This window comes from Paraburkholderia elongata, assembly GCF_013177735.1.
GTDB lineage: Bacteria > Pseudomonadota > Gammaproteobacteria > Burkholderiales > Burkholderiaceae > Paraburkholderia > Paraburkholderia elongata.
In genome coordinates this window covers 25844-50274 of sequence record NZ_WOEZ01000196.1, presented here as the reverse complement: position 1 = coordinate 50274, position 24431 = coordinate 25844, and the positions used below count along the sequence as shown (strand labels likewise).

Annotated in this window: 23 protein-coding genes; 11 read left to right on the top strand and 12 right to left on the bottom strand. The window is 63.0% G+C overall.

What is annotated here, in order from left to right:
- Positions 1 to 3 precede the first annotated feature (3 nt).
- The 4 genes from GNZ13_RS35375 to GNZ13_RS35360 all read left to right on the top strand — a co-directional run bounded on the left by GNZ13_RS35375 (position 4) and on the right by GNZ13_RS35360 (position 2183).
- Positions 4 to 381: a hypothetical protein gene (locus tag GNZ13_RS35375; protein WP_172173214.1), complete on the top strand. Its 378-nt coding sequence runs from the start codon at positions 4 to 6 to the stop codon at positions 379 to 381.
- Positions 374 to 895: a DUF1643 domain-containing protein gene (locus GNZ13_RS35370; protein WP_172173211.1), complete on the top strand. Its 522-nt coding sequence runs from the start codon at positions 374 to 376 to the stop codon at positions 893 to 895. The genes GNZ13_RS35375 and GNZ13_RS35370 overlap by 8 nt, the downstream gene beginning before the upstream one ends.
- 365 nt (positions 896 to 1260) lie before the next feature.
- Positions 1261 to 1911 (top strand): hypothetical protein, encoded by a 651-nt coding sequence (locus GNZ13_RS35365; RefSeq protein WP_172173208.1) that lies wholly within the window; start codon positions 1261 to 1263, stop codon positions 1909 to 1911.
- The gene (locus GNZ13_RS35360) at positions 1911 to 2183 is read left to right on the top strand and encodes a pyocin activator PrtN family protein (protein ID WP_172173205.1); all 273 of its coding nucleotides are present in this window, start codon (positions 1911 to 1913) and stop codon (positions 2181 to 2183) included. The genes GNZ13_RS35365 and GNZ13_RS35360 overlap by 1 nt, the downstream gene beginning before the upstream one ends.
- Here the strand turns inward: GNZ13_RS35360 and GNZ13_RS35355 are convergent.
- Positions 2167 to 3093: a site-specific integrase gene (locus GNZ13_RS35355; protein WP_236002324.1), complete on the bottom strand. Its 927-nt coding sequence runs from the start codon at positions 3091 to 3093 to the stop codon at positions 2167 to 2169. The two genes, GNZ13_RS35360 and GNZ13_RS35355, sit on opposite strands and share 17 nt — an antisense overlap.
- Positions 3094 to 3411: 318 nt before the next feature.
- Between GNZ13_RS35355 and cobO the strand changes: the two genes are divergently transcribed.
- The 3 genes from cobO to bluB are packed head-to-tail and all read left to right on the top strand — an operon-like array spanning position 3412 to position 5986.
- On the top strand, positions 3412 to 4017 hold the full coding sequence (gene cobO, locus GNZ13_RS35350; protein WP_172173199.1) for a cob(I)yrinic acid a,c-diamide adenosyltransferase: 606 nt from the start codon (positions 3412 to 3414) through the stop codon (positions 4015 to 4017).
- A gap of 3 nt (positions 4018 to 4020) precedes the next feature.
- Positions 4021 to 5343, top strand: coding sequence for a cobyrinate a,c-diamide synthase (locus GNZ13_RS35345; RefSeq protein ID WP_172173196.1), 1323 nt, complete (start codon positions 4021 to 4023; stop codon positions 5341 to 5343).
- Entirely contained in the window at positions 5327 to 5986 is a 660-nt protein-coding gene (gene bluB, locus GNZ13_RS35340; protein ID WP_172173193.1) for a 5,6-dimethylbenzimidazole synthase, read from the top strand. Before GNZ13_RS35345 ends, bluB begins: the two co-directional genes overlap by 17 nt.
- Before the next feature lie 10 nt (positions 5987 to 5996).
- On the opposite strand, the gene GNZ13_RS35335 is transcribed toward bluB, so the two are convergent.
- The 8 genes from GNZ13_RS35335 to GNZ13_RS35300 all read right to left on the bottom strand — a co-directional run bounded on the left by GNZ13_RS35335 (position 5997) and on the right by GNZ13_RS35300 (position 17272).
- Entirely contained in the window at positions 5997 to 6641 is a 645-nt protein-coding gene (locus tag GNZ13_RS35335) for a DUF4136 domain-containing protein (RefSeq protein WP_172173190.1), read from the bottom strand.
- Entirely contained in the window at positions 6638 to 9151 is a 2514-nt protein-coding gene (locus tag GNZ13_RS35330; RefSeq protein WP_172173187.1) for a CHASE2 domain-containing protein, read from the bottom strand. Before GNZ13_RS35330 ends, GNZ13_RS35335 begins: the two co-directional genes overlap by 4 nt.
- A 66-nt stretch (positions 9152 to 9217) precedes the next feature.
- Positions 9218 to 10672: a FecR family protein gene (locus tag GNZ13_RS35325; protein ID WP_328807343.1), complete on the bottom strand. Its 1455-nt coding sequence runs from the start codon at positions 10670 to 10672 to the stop codon at positions 9218 to 9220.
- Positions 10669 to 11406 carry a response regulator transcription factor gene (locus GNZ13_RS35320; RefSeq protein ID WP_172173184.1) on the bottom strand — a complete coding sequence of 246 codons (738 nt, stop codon included), beginning with the start codon at positions 11404 to 11406 and terminating at the stop codon, positions 10669 to 10671. The genes GNZ13_RS35325 and GNZ13_RS35320 overlap by 4 nt, the downstream gene beginning before the upstream one ends.
- Positions 11407 to 12003: 597 nt before the next feature.
- Positions 12004 to 15492: a DEAD/DEAH box helicase gene (locus GNZ13_RS35315; RefSeq protein ID WP_172173181.1), complete on the bottom strand. Its 3489-nt coding sequence runs from the start codon at positions 15490 to 15492 to the stop codon at positions 12004 to 12006.
- 195 nt (positions 15493 to 15687) lie between these two features.
- Complete coding sequence (locus GNZ13_RS35310) at positions 15688 to 16467, bottom strand: DeoR/GlpR family DNA-binding transcription regulator (RefSeq protein WP_172173178.1); 780 nt, start codon at positions 16465 to 16467, stop codon at positions 15688 to 15690.
- A gap of 104 nt (positions 16468 to 16571) precedes the next feature.
- The gene (locus GNZ13_RS35305; protein WP_172173175.1) at positions 16572 to 16973 is read right to left on the bottom strand and encodes a type II toxin-antitoxin system MqsA family antitoxin; all 402 of its coding nucleotides are present in this window, start codon (positions 16971 to 16973) and stop codon (positions 16572 to 16574) included.
- Positions 16974 to 16975: 2 nt separating this feature from the next.
- Entirely contained in the window at positions 16976 to 17272 is a 297-nt protein-coding gene (locus tag GNZ13_RS35300; protein ID WP_172173172.1) for a type II toxin-antitoxin system MqsR family toxin, read from the bottom strand.
- A 166-nt stretch (positions 17273 to 17438) separates the two neighbouring features.
- Here GNZ13_RS35300 and GNZ13_RS35295 point away from each other — a divergent pair, with 166 nt between their 5' ends.
- Complete coding sequence (locus GNZ13_RS35295) at positions 17439 to 19943, top strand: GcvT family protein (protein ID WP_172173169.1); 2505 nt, start codon at positions 17439 to 17441, stop codon at positions 19941 to 19943.
- Here GNZ13_RS35295 and GNZ13_RS35290 read toward each other — a convergent pair.
- The 3 genes from GNZ13_RS35290 to GNZ13_RS35280 form a co-directional block, all read right to left on the bottom strand.
- Entirely contained in the window at positions 19940 to 20479 is a 540-nt protein-coding gene (locus GNZ13_RS35290) for a cytochrome b (RefSeq protein WP_172173166.1), read from the bottom strand. The genes GNZ13_RS35295 and GNZ13_RS35290 overlap by 4 nt on opposite strands.
- On the bottom strand, positions 20476 to 21567 hold the full coding sequence (locus GNZ13_RS35285) for a catalase family peroxidase (RefSeq protein ID WP_172173163.1): 1092 nt from the start codon (positions 21565 to 21567) through the stop codon (positions 20476 to 20478). Before GNZ13_RS35285 ends, GNZ13_RS35290 begins: the two co-directional genes overlap by 4 nt.
- 114 nt (positions 21568 to 21681) lie before the next feature.
- Positions 21682 to 21951 carry a DUF4148 domain-containing protein gene (locus tag GNZ13_RS35280; protein ID WP_172173160.1) on the bottom strand — a complete coding sequence of 90 codons (270 nt, stop codon included), beginning with the start codon at positions 21949 to 21951 and terminating at the stop codon, positions 21682 to 21684.
- A 258-nt stretch (positions 21952 to 22209) separates the two neighbouring features.
- Between GNZ13_RS35280 and GNZ13_RS35275 the strand changes: the two genes are divergently transcribed.
- The 3 genes from GNZ13_RS35275 to GNZ13_RS35265 all read left to right on the top strand — a co-directional run bounded on the left by GNZ13_RS35275 (position 22210) and on the right by GNZ13_RS35265 (position 24421).
- Positions 22210 to 22935 carry an anti-sigma factor family protein gene (locus GNZ13_RS35275; protein WP_172173157.1) on the top strand — a complete coding sequence of 242 codons (726 nt, stop codon included), beginning with the start codon at positions 22210 to 22212 and terminating at the stop codon, positions 22933 to 22935.
- 143 nt (positions 22936 to 23078) lie between these two features.
- Complete coding sequence (locus GNZ13_RS35270; protein WP_054036380.1) at positions 23079 to 23597, top strand: sigma-70 family RNA polymerase sigma factor; 519 nt, start codon at positions 23079 to 23081, stop codon at positions 23595 to 23597.
- On the top strand, positions 23594 to 24421 hold the full coding sequence (locus GNZ13_RS35265; protein WP_172173154.1) for an anti-sigma factor family protein: 828 nt from the start codon (positions 23594 to 23596) through the stop codon (positions 24419 to 24421). The genes GNZ13_RS35270 and GNZ13_RS35265 overlap by 4 nt, the downstream gene beginning before the upstream one ends.
- The last annotated feature ends 10 nt before the right edge of the window (positions 24422 to 24431 follow it).

The window sequence follows — 24431 nt, the reverse complement described above, 5'->3', positions numbered from 1 at the left end:
CGAATGATTCAAAACAACGCAGATTGCCTCCGTCAGTGCCATGCGCAGAACGGCGATTGGGGCGCCGATCGCGAGACACAACAAATTCACAACGAGGAAGTGACCACGGCGAAAGCGCTCCGCGCGCTGATCATGGCCGCGCCCGAGAAAACGCCGGCCAAAATTCCGGAGGGCGACGTTCTCCTCCATCTTGCCCGCGGCGTCGGTCTTAGGGATGCCATGCACGGAATCGACGCGACGAAAGCAAAAGACCTACTCTCTAAATTCGTCGCGGTCACGATCGCGGTGATGGATGAAACCGACGTCGTCGACGCTGAATTCGCCGCGCCGGCCGCAGACTATGCCGATGACCTTGCGGTAGCGGAGCGCTGCCATGGATGACCTCTTTGACGTCAATGTGAGCAGCAGCGCAGTTTTCAGCACTTGCGGCACCTACCGTTACAGGCTAGAGCGCGAAGTCGCCATGGACGGCCCTACGTTCGCCTATTTCGGCGTCAACCCGTCTACCGCAGACGCCACGATCAACGATGCAACCGTCCGAAAATGGATCGGCTTCACGAAGGTCAACGGCGGACGGCGGCTCATCGTTGGCAATGTGTTCGCGTACCGTTCTACCGACGTTAAGGGACTGAGATTGGCGGCCGATCCATATGGCCCGGATAACCCGATGCACCTGAAAAGCATCATTGATGACGCAGATATCCTTGTTCCTTGCTGGGGAGACAGAAAGAAGCTGGATCGTCGACTCCAGAGCAATTTCGACTGGATCAAAGCGCGCTTTCTTCTGAGCGGTAAGCCGGTAATGACGTTTGGGTTCACGTCAAGCGGCGACCCTAAACACCCTCTCATGCTCGGCTACAACACGCCGTTGATTGACTGGGTTCGGCAGGGCTGAAAGCGCTTTGCGCAGGGTATTCATTTGCATTACTATAGCCATATACGCATATTCATAGGCAGGTAAACAGTGAACTGCAAACTCAATGACCGAGCAATCGTAACTCGCGTACGACCACCCTCCGCTCCCGGTAAAGATGCCGCAGTCAGGGCCATCCTTGGGCGTGTGGTGAGAGTCGTTCGCTTGTATCAGCAAGACGGTTTGCCTTTCTGGTGGCTGGAAGAGTCGATCTCAATTCCAGAGCTTAACTACAGCGTTGGCGGAATCGAAGACTACTGTCTGACGCCCATCCGTGGCGAGCCAACGATCGACGACGTCCCCACGCATACCTGCGATCCACTGACCATACCCGAGCCGAGCGAGACATGAACAAAGGTCAACTCCCGCTCGATCCACAATGGCTCTTGCATCGCCCCATCACCGGCCCGCGCAATGGCCACATGGGCGAGCAGGTTTTCTGTGAGAAGTGGCTCGAGCTGCAACAGAGCGAAGTCGAGTTTCGTGAAGTCGACGAGCCCAGTCACACGGCCAAACTCGCGCGAATCATCATCAACGCCCGGTTGCCCGAGATAGGCGAGCGCGAGTGCTCAGTCGCCGCATCATGGGCCTGCTACCTCGGCTGCAATATCGGGGCCTCGGTGATCCATCTCGGCGACCGCCTGAAAGACGGTGCTGGCGCCTATCGACGTTTCTCCGCGGCGTGGGCGATTCACAATACCCGCTCGATCGGAGTCAATGGTGGCTATCGGGCGATCGAAATCATGCTCGCGCCGGCGGATCATCTCAACACATCCCCATTCTCGTGCGGGGGTCTGAAACGTGCGCCGGACCTCTCCATCGCAGACTACGAAGTCATCGAGCATCTGTGGCTCTGGCTCGGTACCGATGAGGGCGCGGCATGGCTTGCCGATTGCCAGCGCGAGATTGATCGCCGTCAGGCAGCGGCTTGGCGTGCGGAACACGAATTTAACAACGCCGCGAACGCCGGCGAAACTGCAAAAGTGGGGCAAGAATAATGTCCACCCTCAAACGACTCGAGTCGCAGTTCAATGCCCCGCTGCTTGCGGCGGAAGTGGTGCGCGCGAATTTCTTCCCCCACCTTTCCGCTGACATCTTCAATCGGCGCGCGCGCGCCAATGACCTAGGCTTCCCGGTCGTCACTGCCGACCGGTCACAGAAAGCCGCTATGTTCGTCCATATCGAGGACCTGGCGGCCTATCTGGATTCGCGACGTGCTGTTGCAATGCGCGAGCACGCCAACCTCTCCAGCTCTACGCAGCCTGCGTGACGACATCCAGCCACTTCCAATCCTTATACCTGTCCCCAGTCTGCCGCACGTGGCTGTACCGCTGAAGGCTCTGCCACGTAGCATGCCCGGTCACCGCGGCGACGTGCGGGATCGTCAACCCCATCTCAAACAGGCGCGAGGCCGCCTCATGGCGCAGATCATGGAACGTCAGATCCTCGATGCCGATCACCTTGCATGCGCGTGAAAAGATCGTCGAAACAGACGGTGCGTTGTAGGGGAAGACACGTTCGTCCGTGCGCGGCTGGGCGTCGATGATCCGCTGGGCTTCGGGCGTCAGGTCGCAGTAGACGTTGTTCGTCAACTTCTTCTCCGGGTCTTTCATCTGCCGCACAAGCACGCGGCCAGCTTCCACATCCCGCCACAGAATCCGACATGTCTCGCCTTGGCGCCGGCCGCTGAAAATCGAAAACACAATCAGCGTCACCATGGGGATGCCATCGGGCTGCCGCTGCTGCACCACTTGAAAATACTCGAGGATCTTGCGGAGCTCCTCCATCGTCGGCCGGCGCGTGCGCTCGGCGGATTTTGCGGTTATCCCCAGCTTCTTCAGCACGACCTTCGCATCTTCAATTTGCTGCTTTTCCAGAGGGTAGCCCCATGCCGCATTGGCAACCTTGAACACCGGCGATATGTGCGCGACATAGGTCAGACGCGTGGCCGGGCCGCCCTTCAGCGTGTTAGCCCAATCCACAAGCGCAATGCTCGTCACTTCGCTGCACTTTAGCTTGCCGATCTTCGATGCGGCCACCATCTCAAGCACCCGGCGCTTTGTCTTCCCCATCGATCCCACAGACTCGGTGAGATACTTGGTAATGACGACCGACAACAATGGATCGGGCCCGGTGTTCAGGGCTCCCGGCCGCTGAAGCTCTGCCTCGCGCGAGTTCATCCACTTCTGCGCGATCGCCTTTCTTTCGAACGTTCTCGACTCGCTGTGCACGACCTTTCCGCCCCGCTTTATGCGGATTTGCGCGGTGTACACTACGCCGCTCTGCGTGGTGCGCGGTGTGATAGTCCCCATTTCGTGCTCTCCCAGTGCTTATGGAGAAAAGTTTAGCACCGAATTAAGCACCGCCCATTAATATAAGCACCTAAATAGCCGTATATGGTTATGAATAGCACACTATGACTCAGTGAAAAATAGCCAATACGCTTGATTTTAAAGGCTTACAGGCCTAAAACCCATACCAGACGGACCTTTTAAAAAATGGTTAAGACCGATCCCGAATCGCATCAACGCATGACCGAGCGCCGGCGCGAAGGCCACGAGAAAAAGCAGGCCAGCGCCACCGTCGAAAAAGGCCTGCTGATCGTCAACACCGGCACCGGTAAAGGCAAGACCACCGCCGCGTTCGGCATGGCCGTGCGCGTGCTTGGGCACGGCATGCGCCTCGGCGTCGTGCAATTCATCAAAGGCGCGCTGCATACCTCAGAGCGCGACTTCCTCGGTGCAATCGCCAATTGCGACTTCGTCACAATGGGCGACGGCTACACCTGGAACACCCAGAATCGCGACGCCGACATCGCTACCGCGCGCAAAGGCTGGGACGAAGCGCGCCGCATGATCGAGAGCGGCGACTATCAGATGGTGATCCTCGACGAACTGAACACGGTGCTCAAGTACGAATACCTGCCGCTCGACGAAGTGCTGTCGGTGCTGAAAGCGCGCGCGGAGATGCTGCACGTGGTGGTGACCGGCCGCCACGCGCCCGACGCGCTGATCGAAGCCGCCGACCTCGTCACCGAAATGCGCATCGTCAAGCACCCGTATCGCGAGCAAGGCGTGAAAGCGCAGCGCGGCGTGGAGTTCTGAGCGATGTCCACGCCCCCTAAAGGGACCTCTGGGGCGTGCCCCGCCCTGTTCATTAGCGCGCCCGCGTCGGGTCAAGGCAAGACCACGATTACCGCGGGTCTCGCGCGTTACCATCGGCGGCTGGGGCGACGCGTGCGCGTATTCAAAACGGGCCCCGACTTTCTCGACCCGATGATTCTGGCGCGTGCCAGCGGCGCGCCGGTCCTGTCGCTCGATCTGTGGATGGTGGGCGAGTCAGCCTGCCGGAACCTGCTCGCGCAAGCGGCGGCTGAAGCGGATCTGATCCTGATCGAAGGCGTGATGGGTCTGTTCGACGGCACGCCGAGCAGCGCCGATCTGGCAACCACGTTCGGCGTGCCGGTGCTCGCAGTGATTTCAGCGAAAGCGATGGCGCAGACCTTCGGCGCGGTCGCCTTCGGCCTCGCGCAATTCAGGCCGCAGGTGCCGTTCTACGGTGTGCTCGCCAATCGCGTCGGCTCGCCAAGACACGCGCAGATGCTCGAAGAGGCGTTGCCGCCGAACCTGCGTTGGTGTGGGCACATCACCGGCGACGACGAAATCGAGTTGCCCGATCGCCATCTCGGCTTGCACCAGGCCGCGGAGATCGACGATCTGGACACGCGTCTGGATCGCGCCGCCGATGCGCTCGCGCAAACCGCGCTGGCTGAATTGCCGCCGCCGGTAGAATTCGGCGCGCCCGAGCCAGAAGCACTGCCGCGTCTTCTGGACGGCAAGCGCATCGCCATTGCGCGCGATGCCGCGTTCTCGTTCATCTATCCGGCCAACGTCACGCTGTTAGAAACGCTCGGCGCGCACGTCGACTATTTCTCACCGCTCGCCGATGAAGCCCTGCCGGAACACGCCGACGCCCTGTACCTGCCAGGCGGCTATCCCGAACTGCACGCGCCATTGCTGGCAGGCAACACGCGCAGTGCCGCAACGATTCACGCGCACGCGGCAGCGGGCAAACCGATCGTCGCCGAATGCGGCGGCATGCTCTACCTGCTCGACCAGCTCACCGACACGCACGGCGCCAGCACGCCAATGCTCGGCCTGCTGCCCGGTCATGCCACAATGCAAACGCGCTTCACCGCGCTCGGCATGCAACAGATCGACGGTCTGCACGGTCCAATGACCGGTCACACTTTCCATTATTCGAAGCTGACGACGCCGCTCACGCCGCTGCGTTCAGCCACCCGGCCAAATAGCGATGCCCCCGGCGAGGCCGTGTTCCGCGCCGGGTCGATCGTGGCAACCTATATGCATGCTTATTGGCCCTCCAACCCGGCCTTCACGGCCGCCCTGTTCCATGGCGAAGCCTTTTAACGATTCCGAGCGCGCAGCCGTCTACCGCGCGATTTACGAACGGCGCGACATGCGCCACTTCGTGCGCGACCCGGTCGACCCTGCCGTGCTGCAACGCCTGCTCGACGCGGCGCATCACGCGCCGAGCGTCGGCTTCATGCAGCCGTGGCGCATCGCGCGCATCACCGACCCGGCTTTGCGCATGGCTTTGCACGCGACCGTCGAAAGCGAACGCCTCGCCACCGCCGATGCGCTCGGCAAGCGTCGCGAAGAGTTCATGAAGCTGAAAGTGGAAGGCATGCTGGAGTGCGGCGAACTGCTGGTGATGGCGCTGATGGACGGCCGCGAGCGGCACATCTTCGGACGCCGCACCTTGCCGGACATGGACCTAGCATCGGTAGCGTGCGCGATCCAGAACATGTGGCTGGCCGCGCGCGCGGAAGGCCTGGGAATGGGCTGGGTGTCGCTATTCGACGTCGACGCGATCCGCCAGTTGCTGCATATGCCCGAGGGCGCGCGGCCCGTGGCGATCCTGTGTCTCGGCCACGTCGATCAGTTCTACACCGAGCCGATGCTGGAAACCGAGCACTGGGCAAGCCGTATGCCGCTCGCCGAGTGCGTGTTCGAAAACCGCTGGCCGGAAAACGGCAAAGCGCCGGAATAAGACGGGTGTTTTACGGTTGAACCGGCGGAACAGGTTTAAGCGAAACCACCTCCGGCACGCCGCCCGTCTTCTCGGCGCGCAGCTTCACGCGCCAGTCGGGCGGTGCATCGAACGGAAATTTAGCCAGCGCGCTTTTCACGAGCACCGGCATGGCGTGCAAGGGATCGGCATCGCGATCGCTGCTGGCCGCGCTCACCTTGTAGACTTCCTGTCCGCTCGACTGCTCGAAAAACCGCAGCGTCAACGCGTGCTGATAAGCGCGTCCACCGAACAGCGAAAATGGCGCTTCGGGCGAGCGTTCGCACGCACCCGGCGCGCAATCCTTCGCGGCCACGCCAACAGTGGCCGGCCGCGTGTCATACGCAATCGACAGTAAATAGTGCGCGGGTTTGTCCGGCGTATCGATGAAGCCGTTCTTCGCCAGCTCATCGCGCAGCACGGTTTCAAATTGCGGATGATCCGCGCTGGCATCCTGCGACGGCATACGCGCAATCGTATAAGTGCGCTCGCCCTGCAGCGCGGCCGAAGGGTTCGCCGTGTGCACGTCGGCGTTCAAACCCGCGCATCCGGTCAGACTCGCCGCGGCCAGCGCGGCACAGATCAATATCGCTTTCACCAGCTTCTCGCTTCGATAAGGTGAGGGTTCATAGGTCACGAGCGCACCGTTGCGGCGGAATCGGACTGCGCGTCATCGAGTGCCGGCAGGGAAATCGTGAAAGCTGTTCCCTTGCCAGGCGCGCTGACCACATCGACATCGCCGCCATGACGCGTCACGACGGTTTTGACGAACGCCATGCCTAATCCGGCACCGCCCACTTCCGGCCGCTCCGTCTCGTGAAAGCGCCGGAAGCGCTCGAACAGACCCGCCTGCTGCTCCTTGGGAATACCGTAGCCTTCGTCGCGAATCGTACACGACACGCGTTTTACCGCGCCGGGCGCGGCCGTCTGCGCGAGGCCGCCCGAGGTGCCGAGGCTCTTCAGGCTGCACGTGATCCGCGTGTCCGGCGGACTGTACTTGACCGCATTGTTCAGAATGTTGACGAGCGCGCGCGTCATCAGCGAACGGTCGGCGCAGATCCAATGACCCTCGTCCTCCTCGCCATTCGTATCGGTTTGCAGCGTGATGCGTTTGGCGTGGGCCTGAGGCCAGACCTCGTCGCTGGCGTCGATCATCAGCTCGGTCATGCTCACCGGTTCGAGCACATAGGCTTGCGATTCGGCGCGCGCGAGTTGCACGAAATCGTCGGCGAGCGTCAGTGCACGCTGCGCATAGCGCTCGATGCGCTCCAGCAGGCGACGCGCGAGCACCGGCTCGCTGCGCGCCCGCTCGATCTCCACCAGCGCCAGAATCGAAGCCTGCGGCGAGCGCATATCGTGCGATAGCAGCCGCAACGCGTCCTCCCGTTGGCGCTCGGCCGCATGCAAGGCCGACACGTCGACGAGACCCGCGATCCAGCCGGTCGTCTCACCTTGCTCGTTCGTGCAGTTCGCATAGCGCAGCAGATGGTCGCGCTCATGGGCGTCGCGCACCTCGACGCCTTGCGCCATCAGCGCAGCGAACTCGCGGCGCGCGGGATCGAGCAGCGCCGGCCACTGGGCATGCGCAAGCAGATTGTTTTCGGCGTCCGACGCTGCGCCGCTGTCGATGGTCTTGACCAGCGTCAGCCCGCCTAGCACCTCTCGCATCGGCCGGCCTTCCGGCAGCGGCGCACCCAGGCGCGCGAAATGCGCCTTGGCGGCGTGGTTCGCGATCAGCACGATACCCTGCACGTCGCTCACCAGGATCGGTTCGGGCATGCTGTCGAGGCTGTCCCATACAAAGCGCTTCATGTCCTGCACGCGCTGCGCGGCCTGCGCCATCAGCGCCATATGCTGCTCCAGCACGTCGCCGCCGAACTCGCGGCGGCGCTGGGGCGTTTCCGGCAGGAGGTGAGGCTCGTCGGCGAGGCGCTGCAGCTCTTCGCGCAGATAAGCCATCGTCATTTCGAGGCGCCGCCAGTTCCAGATCGGATACACCACGATCAACCCGAAGATCGCCGGCACCGGCGACATCCATAGCCGCGCGCCGTACAGCAAGACCGCGCTGCCGGCCGTGGCGAGCACGCCCAACGCGACGGTCAGCAGTAAAGAGCGGCGCGGCGACAACACCAGAAAGCCGGCGAGCAGCCCGGCGAGTGGCAACAGCGACACGGCGAACAGCACCCATGGCTCCGCGGGCTCGAGCTCGCGACCGGTCAGCAGCGTGTCGAGCGCGTTCGCGTGGATGTAGACGCCGGGCAGCGGCCCCAGCTCGCCGGACACTGGCGTAGCAAAGCGGTCGTACAAGCCGGACGCGGTCACGCCGATCAACACGATGCGCCCGCGCAGCTTGTCCGCGGGAACATCGCCCGCAAGCACACTGGCGAAACTCAGCTTCGCGTAATTCTGCGCATTCAGACCGAAGGGGATCAGGAAGCGGTCTTCACTATTGTCACTAGAGTCACTGGATTGGGTCGCCGCCTCGCCGGACGACGGCCTGCGAGGCGGCTCGTTCAATTGCAGCGCGCCACGCTCGACGGCCTGTGCGACCGGCACCATCAATTGCGGCCAGCGCGAGTCCGCGTCGCCCTCGAACCGCGCGACGCTGCGCACGATGCCGTCGCTGTCGACTTCAAGGTTGATATGTCCAAGACCGGCCGCGGCATGCGCGAGCGGCGCCACCGGTTCGACCGCGACGCGCCGCTCGGCGCTGTCCGGCGGAGTCAGCAGCATTGGCAGATAAGTAGGACTCAGGGCGATCGCGCGCGCGAGCTGGGTGTCTTCCGGATTGGCTTCGGTGAAGAGCACGTCGTAGATCACCGCGGCGGGCTTCGCCTTCGCAAGCTGCTCCAGCAGCCTCGCGTGGACGCTGCGCGGCCACGGCCAGCGGCCAAGCTGCGCGATGCTGGCGTTGTCGATTTCGAGCACCACGATGTCGCGCAGCAACGGTTGCGCGCGCAGGCTCAGAAAGCGGTCGTAAACCAGGTTGTCGACGCTGGCGGTCAGACGGCCGAGCGAACTGAGCAGAATCACCACAATGCCCAGGCAGCCGATACCCACCCATTCGAGCAGGAAGCGGCGGCCGGCGCGCCGTCCGAGGCGGGCGCGCGGGTCGAGGCTCAGGCGCGTCGTGTGTGGGTTCGGCAAAGCGTGGCGTGGTTGAGAGCTAGGGAGCGGGCTGGTCGGTGGCTCCGCCCCGTGAATCTACCAGCGTCAGCGGGCAAGCGTAAACGAGCGAACCGCGCTGCTCTTCTCATAGAAGCGGCCGTTTTCGAATTGCTCGGCGACGACTGTCCAATAGTAAACGCCGCCCGGCAGGTCGCTCACCACGATCTGGCCACCCGTCAAATCGGTCCGATCGACGAGCGGATGCTGCAGATCGGCGGTCGTTGCCAGCACGAAGCGAAAGCGCGTCTCGACTGCGGAGCGGCTGACGAACCAGCGGAACTCGTAGTCGCGGCTGCCGGCACGCGGTCCCGCCGACGCAGCAAGACCCAGTTGACGCCGCTCGAAACCGTACACCTGAGGCAGGCCTTCGAGCCCGTTCGCGTCGATCGCAGCGATACGTACGAAATACGTGCCGTCGGCCAGATCGCCAAAGTCCGCATGCGGCGCACTCACGCGCAGATCGCGGATCAGGTCCAGCTGATCGGCATCGCGCGCAATCTGCACGCGATAGGCCACTGCGCGCTCGGCGGGTACGAGGTCGAAAGCGACCGTTTTCTCGTCCTGCACTTTGGCCGGTTCGGTGAGCGACGGCGCGGCCAGCAATTCCACCGGAGCGCCAATCGCGCTGCCTGCCCGCGTGACACTGCCAAAACGTGCCTTGACGAGTTGCGCGGACGCCTGCAGCGGCACGCCGGGTGGCGGCGCAGACGCCTCACCGCCGACGGCGGCCGGGTCGACGCCGACCGCGCCGTCCAGCACTTCCACCGCCGTGATTCGCGCGTCGCCGTCGTAGGCAACCTTGAAGCGCGTACCGCGCACGCCCGCTACAACCGATGGCGAGCGGATCTGGAAGCGGTCATCCTTTTTGGTGGCATGCGTGACCTGGCTGTCGACTTCGCCATGCTGCAAATCGAGCACGCGATCGCCCGCGCCAGTCAGCACGGTGCGTCGCAGCTTGTCGATGGCGAGCATGCCGTCCTGCAACACGGTGACGTGCGAGCCGTCCGGCAACTCCAGCGTGACAAAACCGTTGTGGCCGGTGCGGATACGATCGCCCTCGCCGAGCGTCGTGCCCGCCGAGAGCGGCGTGTAAGGGCCCTCGCCGAAAGCGCGCTCGGCCGGACCGCTCGTCGCCAGCACGCCCGCCGACTCGGGATCCTGTCTGAGCCTGTCGGCCGGCAGACGCAGTGTGATCCCGGCCGGCATGCGGCGTGGCGCGGGCACATGATTCAGGCGGCTCAACATGGCCCAATCGCCGGAGTCGCGCAGATAGCGGCCGGCGATTTCGTACAACGTGTCGCCGTCGTGGGTCACGTAGGACACATAGGCTGGCGCAGTCGCTCTGGTGCGTGGCTTCGGCGCGCGGGACGATTGCGCATCCGCCGATACCGGCGCGAAGCACGTCATCGCGATCAGGCCGGCCACGGCCAGCACCGCGCCGGCGCGGCGGCCCGGTGAACCTGCGCAACCGGGCGCTACCGCATCGAAAGAAACCGTCACGCGTCCCCCGCTTCGGGGCGTTCTTCGGCCACCACGGGCGGCGTGCCGGATTCGATCCTCTCGAGCCGGTACCCATAGCCGTAGATTGGCGTCAGACGATAGCCGTGCTCCGGGCGCAAGCCGAGCTTGCTGCGCAGCATCGACACGTGCGTGTCCATCGTGCGCGATGGAATGTCCGTCGCCTGCTTCCAGATCACATCGAGAATGTGCGCGCGCGACAACGGCCGGCTCAGGTGCTGGAACAGCAGCAGCGCGAGCTCGAACTCCTTCTGCGTCACGGCGACGGTCGCGCCGCGCACGACCACGTGCTTCGCGCCCAGATCGAATTCGAATTCGCCGAAAACTTCTTTCGCCGCGGGCGGCTTCAGGTGATACGCCCGGCGCAGCAACGAGCCGACGCGGGCCAGCAGGACCGCCCCGGAAACTGGCTTGACGACGTAATCGTCCGCGCCGGTGTTGAGGATCGAGGTGATATCGGTTTCGCGGCCGCGGCTCGTCATGAACAGAACCGGCAAGCGCTCGGAGAGGCTTTCGCGCACCCAGCGCAGCACCTCTTCGCCCGACATGTCGGGTACGTTCCAGTCGAGCACGAGAAGGTCGAAGGTCTGGCGCCGCAACTGCCGCACTAGTTCGCGGCCCGCCCCGTAAGCGTGACAGACGTGGCCCGCCGCCGACAGCGTTTGGCAAACAAGGTCGGCTTGCGCCGAGTCGTCATCCAGGACTGCAATTCTCATAAAACCCCACAACGCGACATCGTCCTTCGTAATGGATGGCCGGTGAGCCCAAAGATGGCCAGCATGACGGCGCTGGCACCGACGATCCAGCTTCCGGTTTTCATCTTCCGCTGCACTCTTTTTCGATTAACGGTCCCTTGCCTTGCACCCTGTTCAGCTCTGCTGCCGTCTTGTCTCAAAATTGGCGCGTATTTTGGCTTTGACGCGCTGATTACCGAGGGGGCAGATCATCATAATCGAAAACGGCCCTGTTTTTTCCCGGATGCGATTAAACAGCTATCCGGCCCGGCTCGGGCATTGCGAGCCGTTCTATGGGATTTTCTACAGCGTCTCTCAGGTTCTGCCTGTTATTGGAATCGACCTTCATGGGTCGTTATTCGGGTTGGTTGGTCTCGCTCGCACGATGATTGGCCCCGTCTGCCTTTTGTCATAGGTGGCCGTGCCCCGCATTTGGGTAACGGCGATTTGACAATTTCCGAGTCAGTATAGGAACAGTCTCAAAATAAATCGTTTAAAGATTGTTAGATCGGTTGATTGACATTCAATCTTTGGCTCATTGGCGGGGCGCTTTGGCGTATAAGCGCCGGCCCAAAAAACTCACCGCCCGCCTTCAATCTCCGGCATCGGCGCGAAGAGCGCGTCGAGATCGTCGTCCGAGAACTTGGTGGCGCCGGCGGCGTCTTCGGAGAGAATGCTGTCGGCGAGTCCCGCCTTCTGCTCCTGCAACTCCACGATCTTTTCTTCTATGCTGCCCGCGGCAATCAGCTTGTAGACGAATACGGGCTTGTCCTGCCCCAGCCGATGTGCGCGGTCGGTCGCCTGATTCTCGGCGGCGGGGTTCCACCAGGGGTCGTAGTGAATCACCGTATCGGCAGCGGTCAGGTTCAGGCCCACGCCGCCAGCCTTCAGGCTGATCAGGAATAGTGGCACCTCGCCTTGCTGGAAACGCTCGACCGGCGTGATGCGGTCCACGGTGTCGCCGGTCAGGATCACATAGGGAATCGCGGCTTCCTCGAGCGCTTCGGAAATCAGCGACAACATGCCGGTGAACTGCGAGAACAGCAGCACACGCCGTCCTTCCTCGATCAATTCGGGCAGCATCGACAGTAGCAAATCGAGCTTGGCCGAGCGCGTGACGCGTGCGCCCTTCTCGGCTTTTTCGGCTTTTTCGGCTTTTTCGGCTTTCTCCACTTTGCCGCGCTTCTCGCCAGGTTCGCCTGGCTTCCCGTCGACGTGAATTTTCCGCACGAGACGCGGATCGCAGCAGACCTGGCGCAGCTTCAGCAAAGCATCGAGCACAATAATGTGGCTGCGCGCGAGACCCTGCGCACTGACCGCCGCACGCACCCTCTCCTGCATCGCCGTACGCACCGTTTCGTAGAGATCGCGCTGCGCGCCCTCCAGATCGACTGAACACAGAATGGTGGTCTTGGCCGGCAACTCCTTTGCGACCTCGTCCTTCCGGCGGCGCAGCATGAACGGCCGGATGCGACGCGCCAGCAGCGCGCGGCGCACGCCGTCACCGTTTTTCTCGATGGGATTGCGCCAGCGTTTGGTGAAATCTTTCTGGCTGCCGAGAAAGCCCGGCAACAGAAAGTCGAACTGCGACCACAGTTCGCCGAGGTGATTTTCCAGCGGCGTCCCCGTTAAACACAGTCGATGCCGCGCGCGCAATCCGCGGATCGCCTGCGCGGCTTTGGTGGTGGCGTTCTTCACGTACTGCGCCTCGTCGAGAATCAGCAGGTGATAGTCATGCTCGGCGAGCACCTTCTGATCGCGCCACAGCAGCGCGTAAGTCGTGAGAATCAGTTCATGCTCGCCGATCTGCTGGAAACGCTCCTTGCGCTGCGGGCCGTTCAGCACCAGCACTTTCAGTTCGGGCGCGAAGCGGCGCGCTTCCTCGCGCCAGTTGTGCACGAGCGTGGTCGGCACGACGATCAGCGCGGGACGGTCGAGCCGCCCGGCTTCTTTCTCCGCGAGGATGTGCGCGAGCGTCTGCACGGTCTTGCCGAGCCCCATGTCGTCGGCAAGCACGCCGGCCAGATCGTGTTCGCGCAGAAACTGCATCCAGTTCAGGCCCTGCTGCTGATACGCGCGCAGCTCCGCCTTCAGGCCACGCGGCACCGGCACCTCGTGCAAGCCCGGGCCGGCCTGCAGACGACGCGCCAGTTGGCGAATCGAATCGTCGCCCTGGAATTGCCAGCGGCCCGTGCTGTTCAATGCTTCGAGCCGGCCGGCATCGACGGAAGGCACGCGCAGCGGCGCACCGTCCGCTAACGTGCTGCCCAGTGCGTCGAACAGGTCGACCAGCACGCGCACCACCGGCTTCAACCGGTCGGCGCGCAGACGCAGGCGCTTGTTTTCTTCGGTCTTCAGCTCGATCGGCTCGTCGTCGGCGATTGCTTCGAGCTTGCCGCCGAGCCAGCGCCGGTCGCGCCGGAACAGATCGGCGAGCAGCGGCTCGAGCCGCACATTGCGCTCGCCGATGCGGATGCCCATCTCCAGATCGAACCAGCCGTCGCCCGCCTGCTGCGCGGTGCCGTCGATCGCGTCGATCTCGATAATGTTGTAGCGGAACTCCGGCGCCATCGTCACGCGCCAGCCTTTGCTCACGAGGTCAGGGACGGCGTCGTTGACGAAGGCGGTCCAGGATTCGGCATCGGGCAGGCCGAGCATCGTATCGGGCAACAGCCGCGATGCGTACAGGCGGCTCGTCGGGACTTTCTGCAGCCCGGTCTTGCGCAGTTCGAGCAAGCGCTTCTTTTCGGCTTCGTAGCGCCGGCGGATATGGATGACGTCGCCGCCCGGCATCGGCACGAGCGTGACGCTACTGTCGACATTGATGCTGACGCCGTCGTAATCGAAGCTGACGCCGGCCAGTTCAACGGCCTCGGACTTGCGCTGACCCGCCTTGGCCGTAGACGGCAGCGCGTGGCTATTGAGCGTGAGCACCGGCATGGGATCTACGTCGATCACGCGGATCGAGGAAGCGTCGTGCGTGGGAGGCAGCGGCAAGTCGGGTGCGATCTCGCGCAGCACCGAGGCGACGAGCGGCGCTTCGGCGAGCGAGATCGGCGGCATGGCGAGGTAATCGGGCAACTGCTGAAACGGCAACGACGACTCGACGATGCCCGCTTCATTGGCAACCCCGTCCACGTACCAGACCGGCTCGGTGGGCAGCACCATGGTGGCGCGCGGCTCGGTGCACAGCACGGGCCGCAGGCGTTCGTCCGCCAGCGGCTCCCATTCAATCCGCCCGGGCCGGTCGGCGCCGCGCGACAGCGGAGTCGGCCCCTCGTGACCTGGCGCCGGCCTGAACTCGAAGAACAGACGCCCCGTGGCGATCAGTTTTTGCAGCATCTCTGCGCCGCTCGTGCCGCGCAGAATGAACTGGCCGAAGTCCTCGCGGGAACGGCCGAGCCACAGGCCGCGCAGGATCGACAGGTCTTCGTCGGAGACGAACCTGGGTTGCTTGAGCAAGGCGGCTTCCACATTGCCCCAAGGCTCGTCGACTTCGACAATCGTGCCGTCCGGATTGCAGCGCGCCCGGTACAGCACGACCTCATGGCGCATGTGGAATTTGGACCAGTTCAGAAGATAGGCCAGCGTTTGAGTGCGCGCCGCGCCAGCCTTATGGGAAACCGCATCGGCGGCCTCGGCGCGCGCACGAAAACGCTCCAGCCAGCTGACCAGTTCGGGGCGCACGCCGGACGGCGCCTGTAGTGTCGTCCCGGACGCCGGCTGCGGGTAGCGGGCGGACGGGTGGTCATCCGAGTCGATGTCGACTTGGGTGATGTGGTCCATCTCGTCGTGATATTCGAGCTCGGCGAGCAGCAGCGCGGCGACGTGCTTGCAGTTGCGGCCGACCGGGCAACTGCAGTCGCTCTGCGCCCACGGTCTGCCGCCATCGGTGCGAAACCGCACTCGCGTGTGGTATGGCAGCACGCGTGTGCCTTGCACGTAGCCGCTGAGCGTCGCGCCGTCCCATTTCACGTTCGTGACGGCGCCGACCGAACGCGCCTTGGCGACGGTGTGGTCACCCAGCCATTCCGTAATCCGTTCCCGATCGAAGAAAACTGACGACATCAGGGTCCATTCCTTTTCAAGCCGGCGGGGCGACTGCGCGCGGACGCAGAATCGGCGCGGCAGGCGACGGATGGCGACTGCCCTTGCAGTTTCGGTTCCGCATAGATCGCCCGTGGTAACCCGCCATTTTACGCGTTGGACGCAATGGGCTGTGGAGGCGGCTTTGAAGGCGGCGTAAGGGACGGATGGCTTGGCTTAGAGCGCGGAACTGATGGACGCCCCGACACTAACTTCCAGCCCCGCCGCAGCAAACACCTGAGCTAGCGCGGGAGCCGGCGCCTCGTCGGTCACCAGCAGATCGACCGCATCCGGGCCGAAAGCGTGTACCAGCGCGCTATGACCGAATTTCGCGTGATCCGCCGCGACCACGCGGCGCTCGGCCTGCGCAAAGGCCGCGAGCGAAAACGCCACGTCGGCGGGCAGCGCGTCCATGAAACGGCCATGCATGTCGATTGCGGTGACGGAGACGATCGCGTAGCGCACGTGGAACTGGCGCAGGAAAGTCAGCACGCTGTCGCCGAAAGCGGCGGAGTCGTCAGCGCGCAGTTCGCCCCCTGCGATGAACACCCGATTGCCGTTGCGCGGCGCCAGCACGCGCGCCACTTCAATGGAATTGGTCACCACCGTGAGCCGCGACCGCGCGGCGAGCGCCTGAGCGATATGCAGGCAGGTCGTGCCGCCCTCGAGAATCAGCGAGTCGCCGTCCCGCACGAGTTCGCCGATGCGCGCGCCAATCGCCTGCTTGCCCTCGCGGCTTGCCACCATGCGCCGCTGGAACGGCGGCTCGTCGAGACGCTCAGGCAGCATGATGCCGCCGTGGACCTTGATGAGCAGGCCATCGGCGATCAGCGGCTTGATATTGCGGCGGATGGTCTCGTCGGAAACCTCGAAGCGGCCGGCGAGATCGGTGATCGTGCAGGTGCGCTGCTCGCGGACGAGTCGCAGAATTTCGGCTTGGCGTTGGGTGGAGAACATAGGATGGAGACCGGGATGACGGCGCCCAGTCTAGCAAACACCTCATGGTTCGCCAAGAAACCCCAACGCATTCCAATACAAATCCACATACACCACACTAAAGCTCAGCCGGCCCTCACTTCCGCCAGCAACTCCGGATGCCGATCCAGCACCTTCAACAGTTTGATGAGCGCGAGCGGCGGCTTGGTCTTGCCATTCTCGTACCGCGAAAAAGCGTTCACCCCGCCGCCGAAAATTTCCGCTGCCTCGCGCTGGTCCAGATCAAGCTTCTTGCGTACCGCGGCAATGAATGCAGGATCCACTTGCGATGCATTCACCTCTTTATTGAAGGCCAGCATCATTTGACCCGTGCGGGTCGCCTCGTCCATGTCGAGCACCGCCTCTTCGCATGCCGGGCAATAGTCGCCAGTGACGGCCTCGAAGATGGCTGTCTCCCCCTTGTAGACATAGCGCATATTGCGCGTATCGCGCACCAGTTCGGCCGCTCCGCAGTTCGGGCATTTCATGCTCACAACTCCTTGAATGACACGACGAGGACGTCATCGACCACCGTCAATTTCAAATAGACCATGCCTGCTTCAGTCGCGGCGCAGTAAACGTCCTGCCAGACCCGATGATCCGCGTACGTGGTCATGCTTTTTCTGAAATCGCGCCGATCAAGCGACATCAACGTTTCGACAATTGCGGCAGGCCCGAAGCCGAGTGCCGCAGCCCCAATCACGGCCGATTTCGTGATTCGGATCTTCCCTACGCGCGCCAGACCCTGGACATCTGCCAATTTGCAGTGAGGCGTATTTTTTTCCACTCTTGCCTCTAATCGATATTAACCTACTTGGTTATAAAAAGGTAGCGCGACCATCTGTTGCCGACGCATCCGCGACCTCCTTTGATCCCAGATCAGCCAAATCGATCGTTGCTTTTTGCCAAATTTTGTTGCAATCTATGCGCATTAATTCAACTCATTTCCACATATGTCAACATCCATCCCAGCCCACGCCCGCGTCCTCATCATTGGCGGTGGCATCATCGGTTGCTCGGTCGCCTATCACCTCACCAAACTGGGTTGGACCGATCTGGTTCTGCTCGAACAGGGTCAACTGTCGTGCGGCACGACCTGGCACGCGGCCGGCCTCGTCGGCCAACTGCGCGCGCAGGAAAGCATGACCAAGCTGATCCGCTACTCGACCGCGCTCTACGCCGAACTCGAAGCCGACACCGGCCTTGCGACTGGCTGGAAACAATGCGGCTCGCTCTCGGTGGCCCGCACGGCCGAGCGGATGACGCAACTCAAGCGCACCGCCGCCGTCGCGCGCGCTTACGGCGTAGCGTGCGACGTGATCAGCCCGCGGGAAGCCGGCGAACTATGGCCGGTGATGCGCACCGACGACCTGCTCGGCGCCGTCTGGCTGCCCGGCGACGGCAAAGCGAATCCTACCGATCTGACCCAGGCCCTTGCCCGCGGCGCACGCACGCGCGGCGCGCGCATCGTCGAGAACACCCGCGTCACGGCGATTCATACGCGCACTGCGCTCGAAGACCGCGCAAACGGCACGACCGGCGCACGCGAAGTCAGCGGCCTCGCGTGGCGCAACAAGGACGGCGAAGAAGGCACGATCGGCGCGGATATCGTCGTGAATTGCGCGGGCCAGTGGGCCAAGGCGGTCGGCCGCCTGTGCGGCGTGACCGTGCCGCTGCACTCGGCCGAGCACTACTACATCGTCACCGAACGCATCGCCGGCGTACATCCGGACCTGCCGGTGATGCGCGATCCGGACGGCTTCATCTATTTCAAGGAGGAAGTCGGCGGCCTCGTGATGGGCGGCTTCGAGCCGAACGCGAAGCCGTGGGGCATGAACGGCATCCCGGATAATTTCGAATTCCAACTGCTGCCTGACGACTGGGATCAGTTCGAAATCCTGATGGAAAATGCGCTGCAGCGCGTTCCCGCGCTCGAAACAGCGCAGGTGAAGCAGTTTTACAACGGCCCGGAATCGTTCACGCCGGACAACAACTTCATGCTCGGCGAAGCGCCGGAGTTGCGGCGCTTTTTCGTCGGCGCAGGTTTCAATTCGATGGGGATCGCATCGGCTGGCGGTGCGGGCATGGCGCTCGCCGAATGGATCGTCGCAGGCGAACCCACAATGGACCTGTGGCCGGTCGACATCCGCCGCTTCGCGCGCTTTAACGGCAACGACACGTGGCTGCACGACCGCGTCAAGGAAACGCTTGGCCTGCACTACGCGATGCCGTGGCCGAATCGCGAACTCGACAGCGCGCGGCCGTTTCGCCGCTCGCCGCTCTATTCGCTGCTGCGTGACGACGGCGCCTCTTTCGGCAGCAAGATGGGCTGGGAACGGGCCAACTTTTTCGCGCCGACGCCAGCCGAAGCACGGATCGATTACGCGTTCGGCCAGCAAAACTGGCTGCCGTGGAGCGGCGCCGAACATCGCGCGTGTCGTGAAGGCGTCGCGCTATTCGACATGACGTCGTTCTCCAAATTTCTCATCAAAGGACGCGATGCGGAAAGCGTGCTGCAAGGCATCGTCGCTAACGACGTAGCCGTGCCGCCAGGCACCACGGTATATACGGGCATGCTCAACGAGCGCGGCACTTACGAATCGGACTTCACGCTGACGCGCCTCGCCGACGATCAATACCTGCTCGTGACTGGCACCGCGCAAACCACGCGCGATTTCGACACCATCGAAAAAGCGATTCCGCACGACAAACACTGCACGCTGGTCGACGTCACCGGCCAATACGCCGTGCTCGCCGTAATGGGCCCGCGTTCACGCGACTTGCTGCAAAGCGTTTCGAAGGCGGACTGGAGCAATGAGGCGTTTGCGTTCGGCCAAAGCCGCGAGGTCGATCTCGGCTACGCGACGGTGCGCGCAACGCGTCTCACCTACGTCGGTGAACTCGGTTGGGAGTTGTACGTGCCGGTGGAATTCGCGGTAGGCGTCTACGAAACGCTGCACGCTGCGGGCAAGGCGTTTGGTCTCGTCAATGGGGGCTACTATGCGATCGACTCTTTGCGCATCGAGAAAGGCTATCGCGCGTGGGGCCGTGAACTTACGCCGGATACGAATCCGTTCGAAGCGGGCCTGTCGTTCGCGTGCAAGCTCGACAAGGACATCCCGTTCCGCGGCCGCGATGCGTTGCTGAAATTGCGCGCCCAACCGCTGCGCCGCCGTATGGTGGTGCTCACCGCCGACGGCGCTGCCGATCGCATGCTGTGGGGTGGCGAAGCCATTCTGCGCGATGGCAAGCCGGTGGGTTTCGTGACCTCAGCGGCTTACGGGCACACGCTCGGCTGTCCGGTCGCGATGGGCTATATCAACAATCCGGACGGCGTCGCCGATGCGGCGTATCTGAACGGTGGTCAATACATGATCGATGTCGCCGGCGATCTGCTGCCGGCAACCGTGCATCTGAAGGCGCCCTATGATCCGCGTTCGGAACGTGTGAAGAGTTAACGCCCGCCGCGCGCCATACTCGAAAACACCTCATCGCGGCGGATCAAACCATGAAACAGCGCCGCCGCGAGATGCAATAGCACCGTGGCGAACAGTGCAAATGCGAGCCATGTATGCAGTGCGCGCAGTACCGCGAACAGTTCGACGTTATGCGGCGCGATCGGCGGCAAATGCAGCGGACCATATAGCGTGACCGGATATCCCGCTGCGGATAACATCGCCCAGCCGATCAACGGCATCGCCGCCATCAGCGCATAGAGCACGAGATGCGACAGCCCGGCGGCGATGCGCTGCGGTGCTGGCATGTCCGCCGGCAACGGCGGACTGCCGCGCCGGATACGCACGCTCGCGCGCAGTATCACCAATAGCAGCAGCGCAATGCCGAGCGGCTTGTGAATCGCGATCAACGTGTTATGCGCATGCGACACCGTCGCAACCATCCCCACCCCGACGAACAGCATCGCGACGACCAGCGGCGCCATCGCCCAATGCAGGGCGCGCGCGAGCGGACTGAAATGGGTGTGCGTCTGCTTCATGACTGGCCTCTGTTTGTCTGCGTTTGGTGGATCGCGGGATGCAGCGTTTCTTCGAGCGTGCGACGTTTGTACGACAGCGCGTAAGCAGCCGAGCGCGCCGCGAGCAACGGATCGTTCGAAGGCCGGATGCCTGCCGGCAAGACGGTCGGATCGAAATTGACGTCGCGGCACGTACCGTCTTCCTGCGACGTCGAACGATCGATCACCAGCGTGCCGGCATCGATATGCTGACGATCGTCGGGCCATTGCATCGTCGCGTCGTCGACGGGATCGCCGGGCTGCGCGACCGTCAGGATCAAATGCCAGCGCAGTGGTCCGCTTCGCAGACGCTGATCGAGGTCGGCCTCGAAGAAATTTTTCTCGGCTTTTTGCGCATCGGAGATCGGCGCATACGGCGTTTCAGGCACCATCGCCCAACGCACGGCGCGAGTACTACCCGCACCGTCGGTAAACCGGAATGCATTGATGCTGTAGTACGTGGCATTGGCCAGACTCGATGAAGGCGGATGCGCTTTCACCCACGCCTGAAACGGTTTGGTTTCCGGATTCGTGTCGTAAAACGCCTTCAGATTGGCGGGGTCCGGCTTGCCAGTCGCGGCATCGGGTTTCGCCGCAACCAGTTGCTGATAGAACTGCTCGGGCGTATGAACCGCGAATACAGGTGTCGAATTCATTCCCGTACGCCACTGCTCGCCGTTCTGCAACTGGAACAGCAAAGCCATGCTGCGCACCGGCGAGTTCGTGTCGGGCGCGGACGGGTTACCACCCGGCACCGCAAAACGGCCCGTGACCGGCGTGCGGCCGGCGGCGAACACCGCGGCGCGCGACAGCACCGCGCCGTCGCCGTTACTGTCGAAATAGCCCTCCACGCACAGGCCCTTTGCATGGTTGCGGCGGTAGCCGGGATGCGGCTGGCCGGCCACCGCTTCGAACGTATTGATGAAACGTGGCGCAGTGAGCCGCGCGGGTGTCAGCCAGCCCGCCGTATAGGCAAAGCCGCCGGCAAGGACTGCAACGACCGCGCCGATCGCGGCGAGCCGGCATGGCACGCATAGGGGTTCAGAGTTGGGAACGGATGGTTTTGTCACGACGACTCCTTGACGCTCGGAAAGATGCACTCATCGGCAAACACCCAATTCTGCGATCTATTCCGTTCGATATCCGGCGCGTCCGTTCTCGACGCGCGCCGGATATCGATCCCTTCAATTGGCGCCAGCCGCCGCCGCGTTGCCGCTCGCGACGTGGCCCGCGGCGGCCGCCTGTGCGGCGAGTGCTTCCTTGTGGTGCTGGACCTGCTGTGCGAAGACTGGACTCACATCCGGATACGACGCATCGGTGACGTAGTCAAGGCCATTCTGTTGGGCTTCGATCAATTCCTGGTACACCTGAGCACGTGTCTTGCCTTCTGCAAATGCACTCGACGAAGCGGCAAGAACGACGATGGACAATGCGGCAAAAGCGATCTTCTTCATGATGAACTCCAGAGAGTTTTGTGCGGGTTTGCATGAGGGAGAACCACGTTCTGCGGGTTTTTATTCCTGCGTTTTCACTTCAGAAAAAACATATCTCGAACGCGGAAGAAAACAGCGTGAGAATGGGTTTACTCGTCGTTCAGTTGTGTCATGACGGCGTGGCGACCACATGGAAAAAAGCGCGGGAAGAGCATGGAATAAACGCCATCCTGCACGTGTTCGCCATTCGATAGCTGAAATCCGACGATCGCCGACACCATGACCTCAACCGACGCCCCCTCCAACTCGCCGCTTTCCGAAGCCGACATTCAGGCCTATGCCGATGGCACGCTGACGCCGGAACGCGCCGCGTTTCTGCAGGACTATCTGGGCAAGGATCCGGCGGAGGCGCGCCGGGTGGCGTTCTACGGCAGGCTGAACGCGCGGATGCAACAGGCCTTCCAGACAACGGACGAACCCGTTTCGAACCGTGCGGAAGGATGGCGCGGCACACTCGGCCGGCTGAAGGCCGCGAGGCGTCCGCGCAAGGTGGTGAATGCGCTCGCGGCGCTCGTTCTGACGCTGGCGGCCGCGAGCGGCTGGGTCGCCGCCACCCAGGTGTCCCGGCAGGCGCTCAACAATGCCGCTGTGATGGCGTTGGCAGAAACCGCCGCCGCACAGTATTCCGCTGCGTCGCCGACGCGAACCGACGTGTCCGCGCCCAGCCTCACTGCGATCGGCTTGCGACTCGTGGATCAAAGGGTCCTATCGCTTGGCCCGTTCCAACGCGTCAGCGAATTCGTCTATCTGAACGCAGACAACCGGCCCATCGTGCTGATTTCCACCCTGGCACTGCTGGCGCCGGCCCAGCCGCAGTGGGCCGCTCGCCGCATCGGCGAGATCCGGCTGCTGACCTGGACGGCGCAGTGGCAGCGCTTCGTGGTCGCCGGCGACGCCCGTACCCACGGCCTGATGCGCGCCGCCGACGTGATGACTACGCGGTAAGCACTCTCCAAGATTTCGCAACACTACAAAAAACAACGGAATAAAATGCGCCCACGCGTGTTTGCATCTCGAATGCGCGTGGTGGTTCAATCGACGGCCGCCCACCCGGCGCCCCACGAGAAGCCCCACGATTGGGATGAAAAATGGATGTCCGTGACGAGTTGATGGAGCATGTGCCACGCTTGCGGCGCTATGCGCGAGCGCTGATCAACAATCGCGATCTCGCCGACGATCTGGTGCAGGACACGCTCGAACGCGCGCTCGGCCGCACCGGCATGTTCCAGCCCGGCACCGACCTGCGTGCGTGGCTGTTCACAATCATGCACAACGTGTTCGCCAATCAGGCGCGCAAGGCTTCAGCGCGCGCCGTCCACGTGGCGGTCGACGACGACAGCGTCCACGAAAGCGAATTTGCCGTGCCGTCCGATCAGACCCGATCGCTGGAAATGCGCGATCTCGACTACGCGTTGCAGCGCCTGCCCATGGAGCAGCGCGAAGTGGTACTGCTGGTCGGCCTCGAGGAAATGAGCTACGCCGATGTGGCCCTAGCGCTGAACATTCCGATCGGCACGGTGATGTCGCGCCTTTCGCGCGGACGCGAGCGGCTTCGTGCATTGATGGCGGGCACGCAGCCCGGTGCAAAACTACAGGTGGTGCGATGAGCGACCAACACACGCCGATCGGCGAACAAGACCTGCACGCCTATGTGGACGGCACGCTATCGGACGAACGACGCGTCGAGGTGGAGCGCGCGCTCGAACAGAACCCCGACTTGGCCACACGCGTCAGCGATTATTTCTCGCTGAACAACATGTTCCATGAACGCTATGACCGCGTGCTGAGCGAGCCCGTGCCCAAGCGTCTGCAGACGCCTTCGGCCAGTGGGCGCCGCTGGCGCATTGCCGCCAACTGGCCGCAGTTCGCCGGGATGGCAGCGGCGCTGGTGCTGGGCGTGGGCATCGGCGTGGGCACGCATATGGGGCGGGACGTCATGGCGCCGGTCGCCGGTCAGTCGGACACGCGCCCTGTCAGTGCGGACAGTTCGGAAATGTTTGCACGGCAAGCCGCGGTGGCGCATGTGGTCTATATGCCCGCCATCGACCGTCCAGCCGAAATGACTGCGGATCACGAACAGGATTTCGTGCAGTGGCTGTCCAACCGGCTTGGCACCAACGTGCATCCGCCGATGCTCTCGAAGAGTGGTTTCGCCCTGTCGGGCGGGCGCCTGTTGCCGGGAGCCGATGGGCCGACCGCGCAGTTCATGTATCGCGGGCCAAACGGCGAACGAGTGACGCTGTGCATTTCGCATCGTCAGGCGAACTCGAATACCACTGCGTTCAAGCTGTATCAGGACGGGCCGGTGAATGTGTTCTATTGGGTGGACGGCGACTTTGGCTATGCGGTGTCAGGTGGAATCGATCGAAAGGTGCTGTTGCAACTGTCGCATGACGTGTATTCGCAGTTGACGGGCGCGGCGCCGGGTTGAACTGAGCCGA

Excerpts from the sequence above, each read along its gene's own strand:
- GNZ13_RS35375 (WP_172173214.1), top strand. The coding sequence starts at position 4 with ATGATTCAAAACAACGCAGATTGCCTCCGTCAGTGCCATGCGCAGAAC.
- GNZ13_RS35370 (WP_172173211.1), top strand. The coding sequence starts at position 374 with ATGGATGACCTCTTTGACGTCAATGTGAGCAGCAGCGCAGTTTTCAGC.
- GNZ13_RS35365 (WP_172173208.1), top strand. The coding sequence starts at position 1,261 with ATGAACAAAGGTCAACTCCCGCTCGATCCACAATGGCTCTTGCATCGC.
- GNZ13_RS35360 (WP_172173205.1), top strand. The coding sequence starts at position 1,911 with ATGTCCACCCTCAAACGACTCGAGTCGCAGTTCAATGCCCCGCTGCTT.
- GNZ13_RS35355 (WP_236002324.1), bottom strand. The coding sequence starts at position 3,093 with ATGAACTCGCGCGAGGCAGAGCTTCAGCGGCCGGGAGCCCTGAACACC.
- cobO (WP_172173199.1), top strand. The coding sequence starts at position 3,412 with ATGGTTAAGACCGATCCCGAATCGCATCAACGCATGACCGAGCGCCGG.
- GNZ13_RS35345 (WP_172173196.1), top strand. The coding sequence starts at position 4,021 with ATGTCCACGCCCCCTAAAGGGACCTCTGGGGCGTGCCCCGCCCTGTTC.
- bluB (WP_172173193.1), top strand. The coding sequence starts at position 5,327 with ATGGCGAAGCCTTTTAACGATTCCGAGCGCGCAGCCGTCTACCGCGCG.
- GNZ13_RS35320 (WP_172173184.1), bottom strand. The coding sequence starts at position 11,406 with ATGAGAATTGCAGTCCTGGATGACGACTCGGCGCAAGCCGACCTTGTT.
- GNZ13_RS35315 (WP_172173181.1), bottom strand. The coding sequence starts at position 15,492 with ATGTCGTCAGTTTTCTTCGATCGGGAACGGATTACGGAATGGCTGGGT.
- GNZ13_RS35310 (WP_172173178.1), bottom strand. The coding sequence starts at position 16,467 with ATGTTCTCCACCCAACGCCAAGCCGAAATTCTGCGACTCGTCCGCGAG.
- GNZ13_RS35305 (WP_172173175.1), bottom strand. The coding sequence starts at position 16,973 with ATGAAATGCCCGAACTGCGGAGCGGCCGAACTGGTGCGCGATACGCGC.
- GNZ13_RS35295 (WP_172173169.1), top strand. The coding sequence starts at position 17,439 with ATGTCAACATCCATCCCAGCCCACGCCCGCGTCCTCATCATTGGCGGT.
- GNZ13_RS35290 (WP_172173166.1), bottom strand. The coding sequence starts at position 20,479 with ATGAAGCAGACGCACACCCATTTCAGTCCGCTCGCGCGCGCCCTGCAT.
- GNZ13_RS35280 (WP_172173160.1), bottom strand. The coding sequence starts at position 21,951 with ATGAAGAAGATCGCTTTTGCCGCATTGTCCATCGTCGTTCTTGCCGCT.
- GNZ13_RS35275 (WP_172173157.1), top strand. The coding sequence starts at position 22,210 with ATGACCTCAACCGACGCCCCCTCCAACTCGCCGCTTTCCGAAGCCGAC.
- GNZ13_RS35270 (WP_054036380.1), top strand. The coding sequence starts at position 23,079 with ATGGATGTCCGTGACGAGTTGATGGAGCATGTGCCACGCTTGCGGCGC.
- GNZ13_RS35265 (WP_172173154.1), top strand. The coding sequence starts at position 23,594 with ATGAGCGACCAACACACGCCGATCGGCGAACAAGACCTGCACGCCTAT.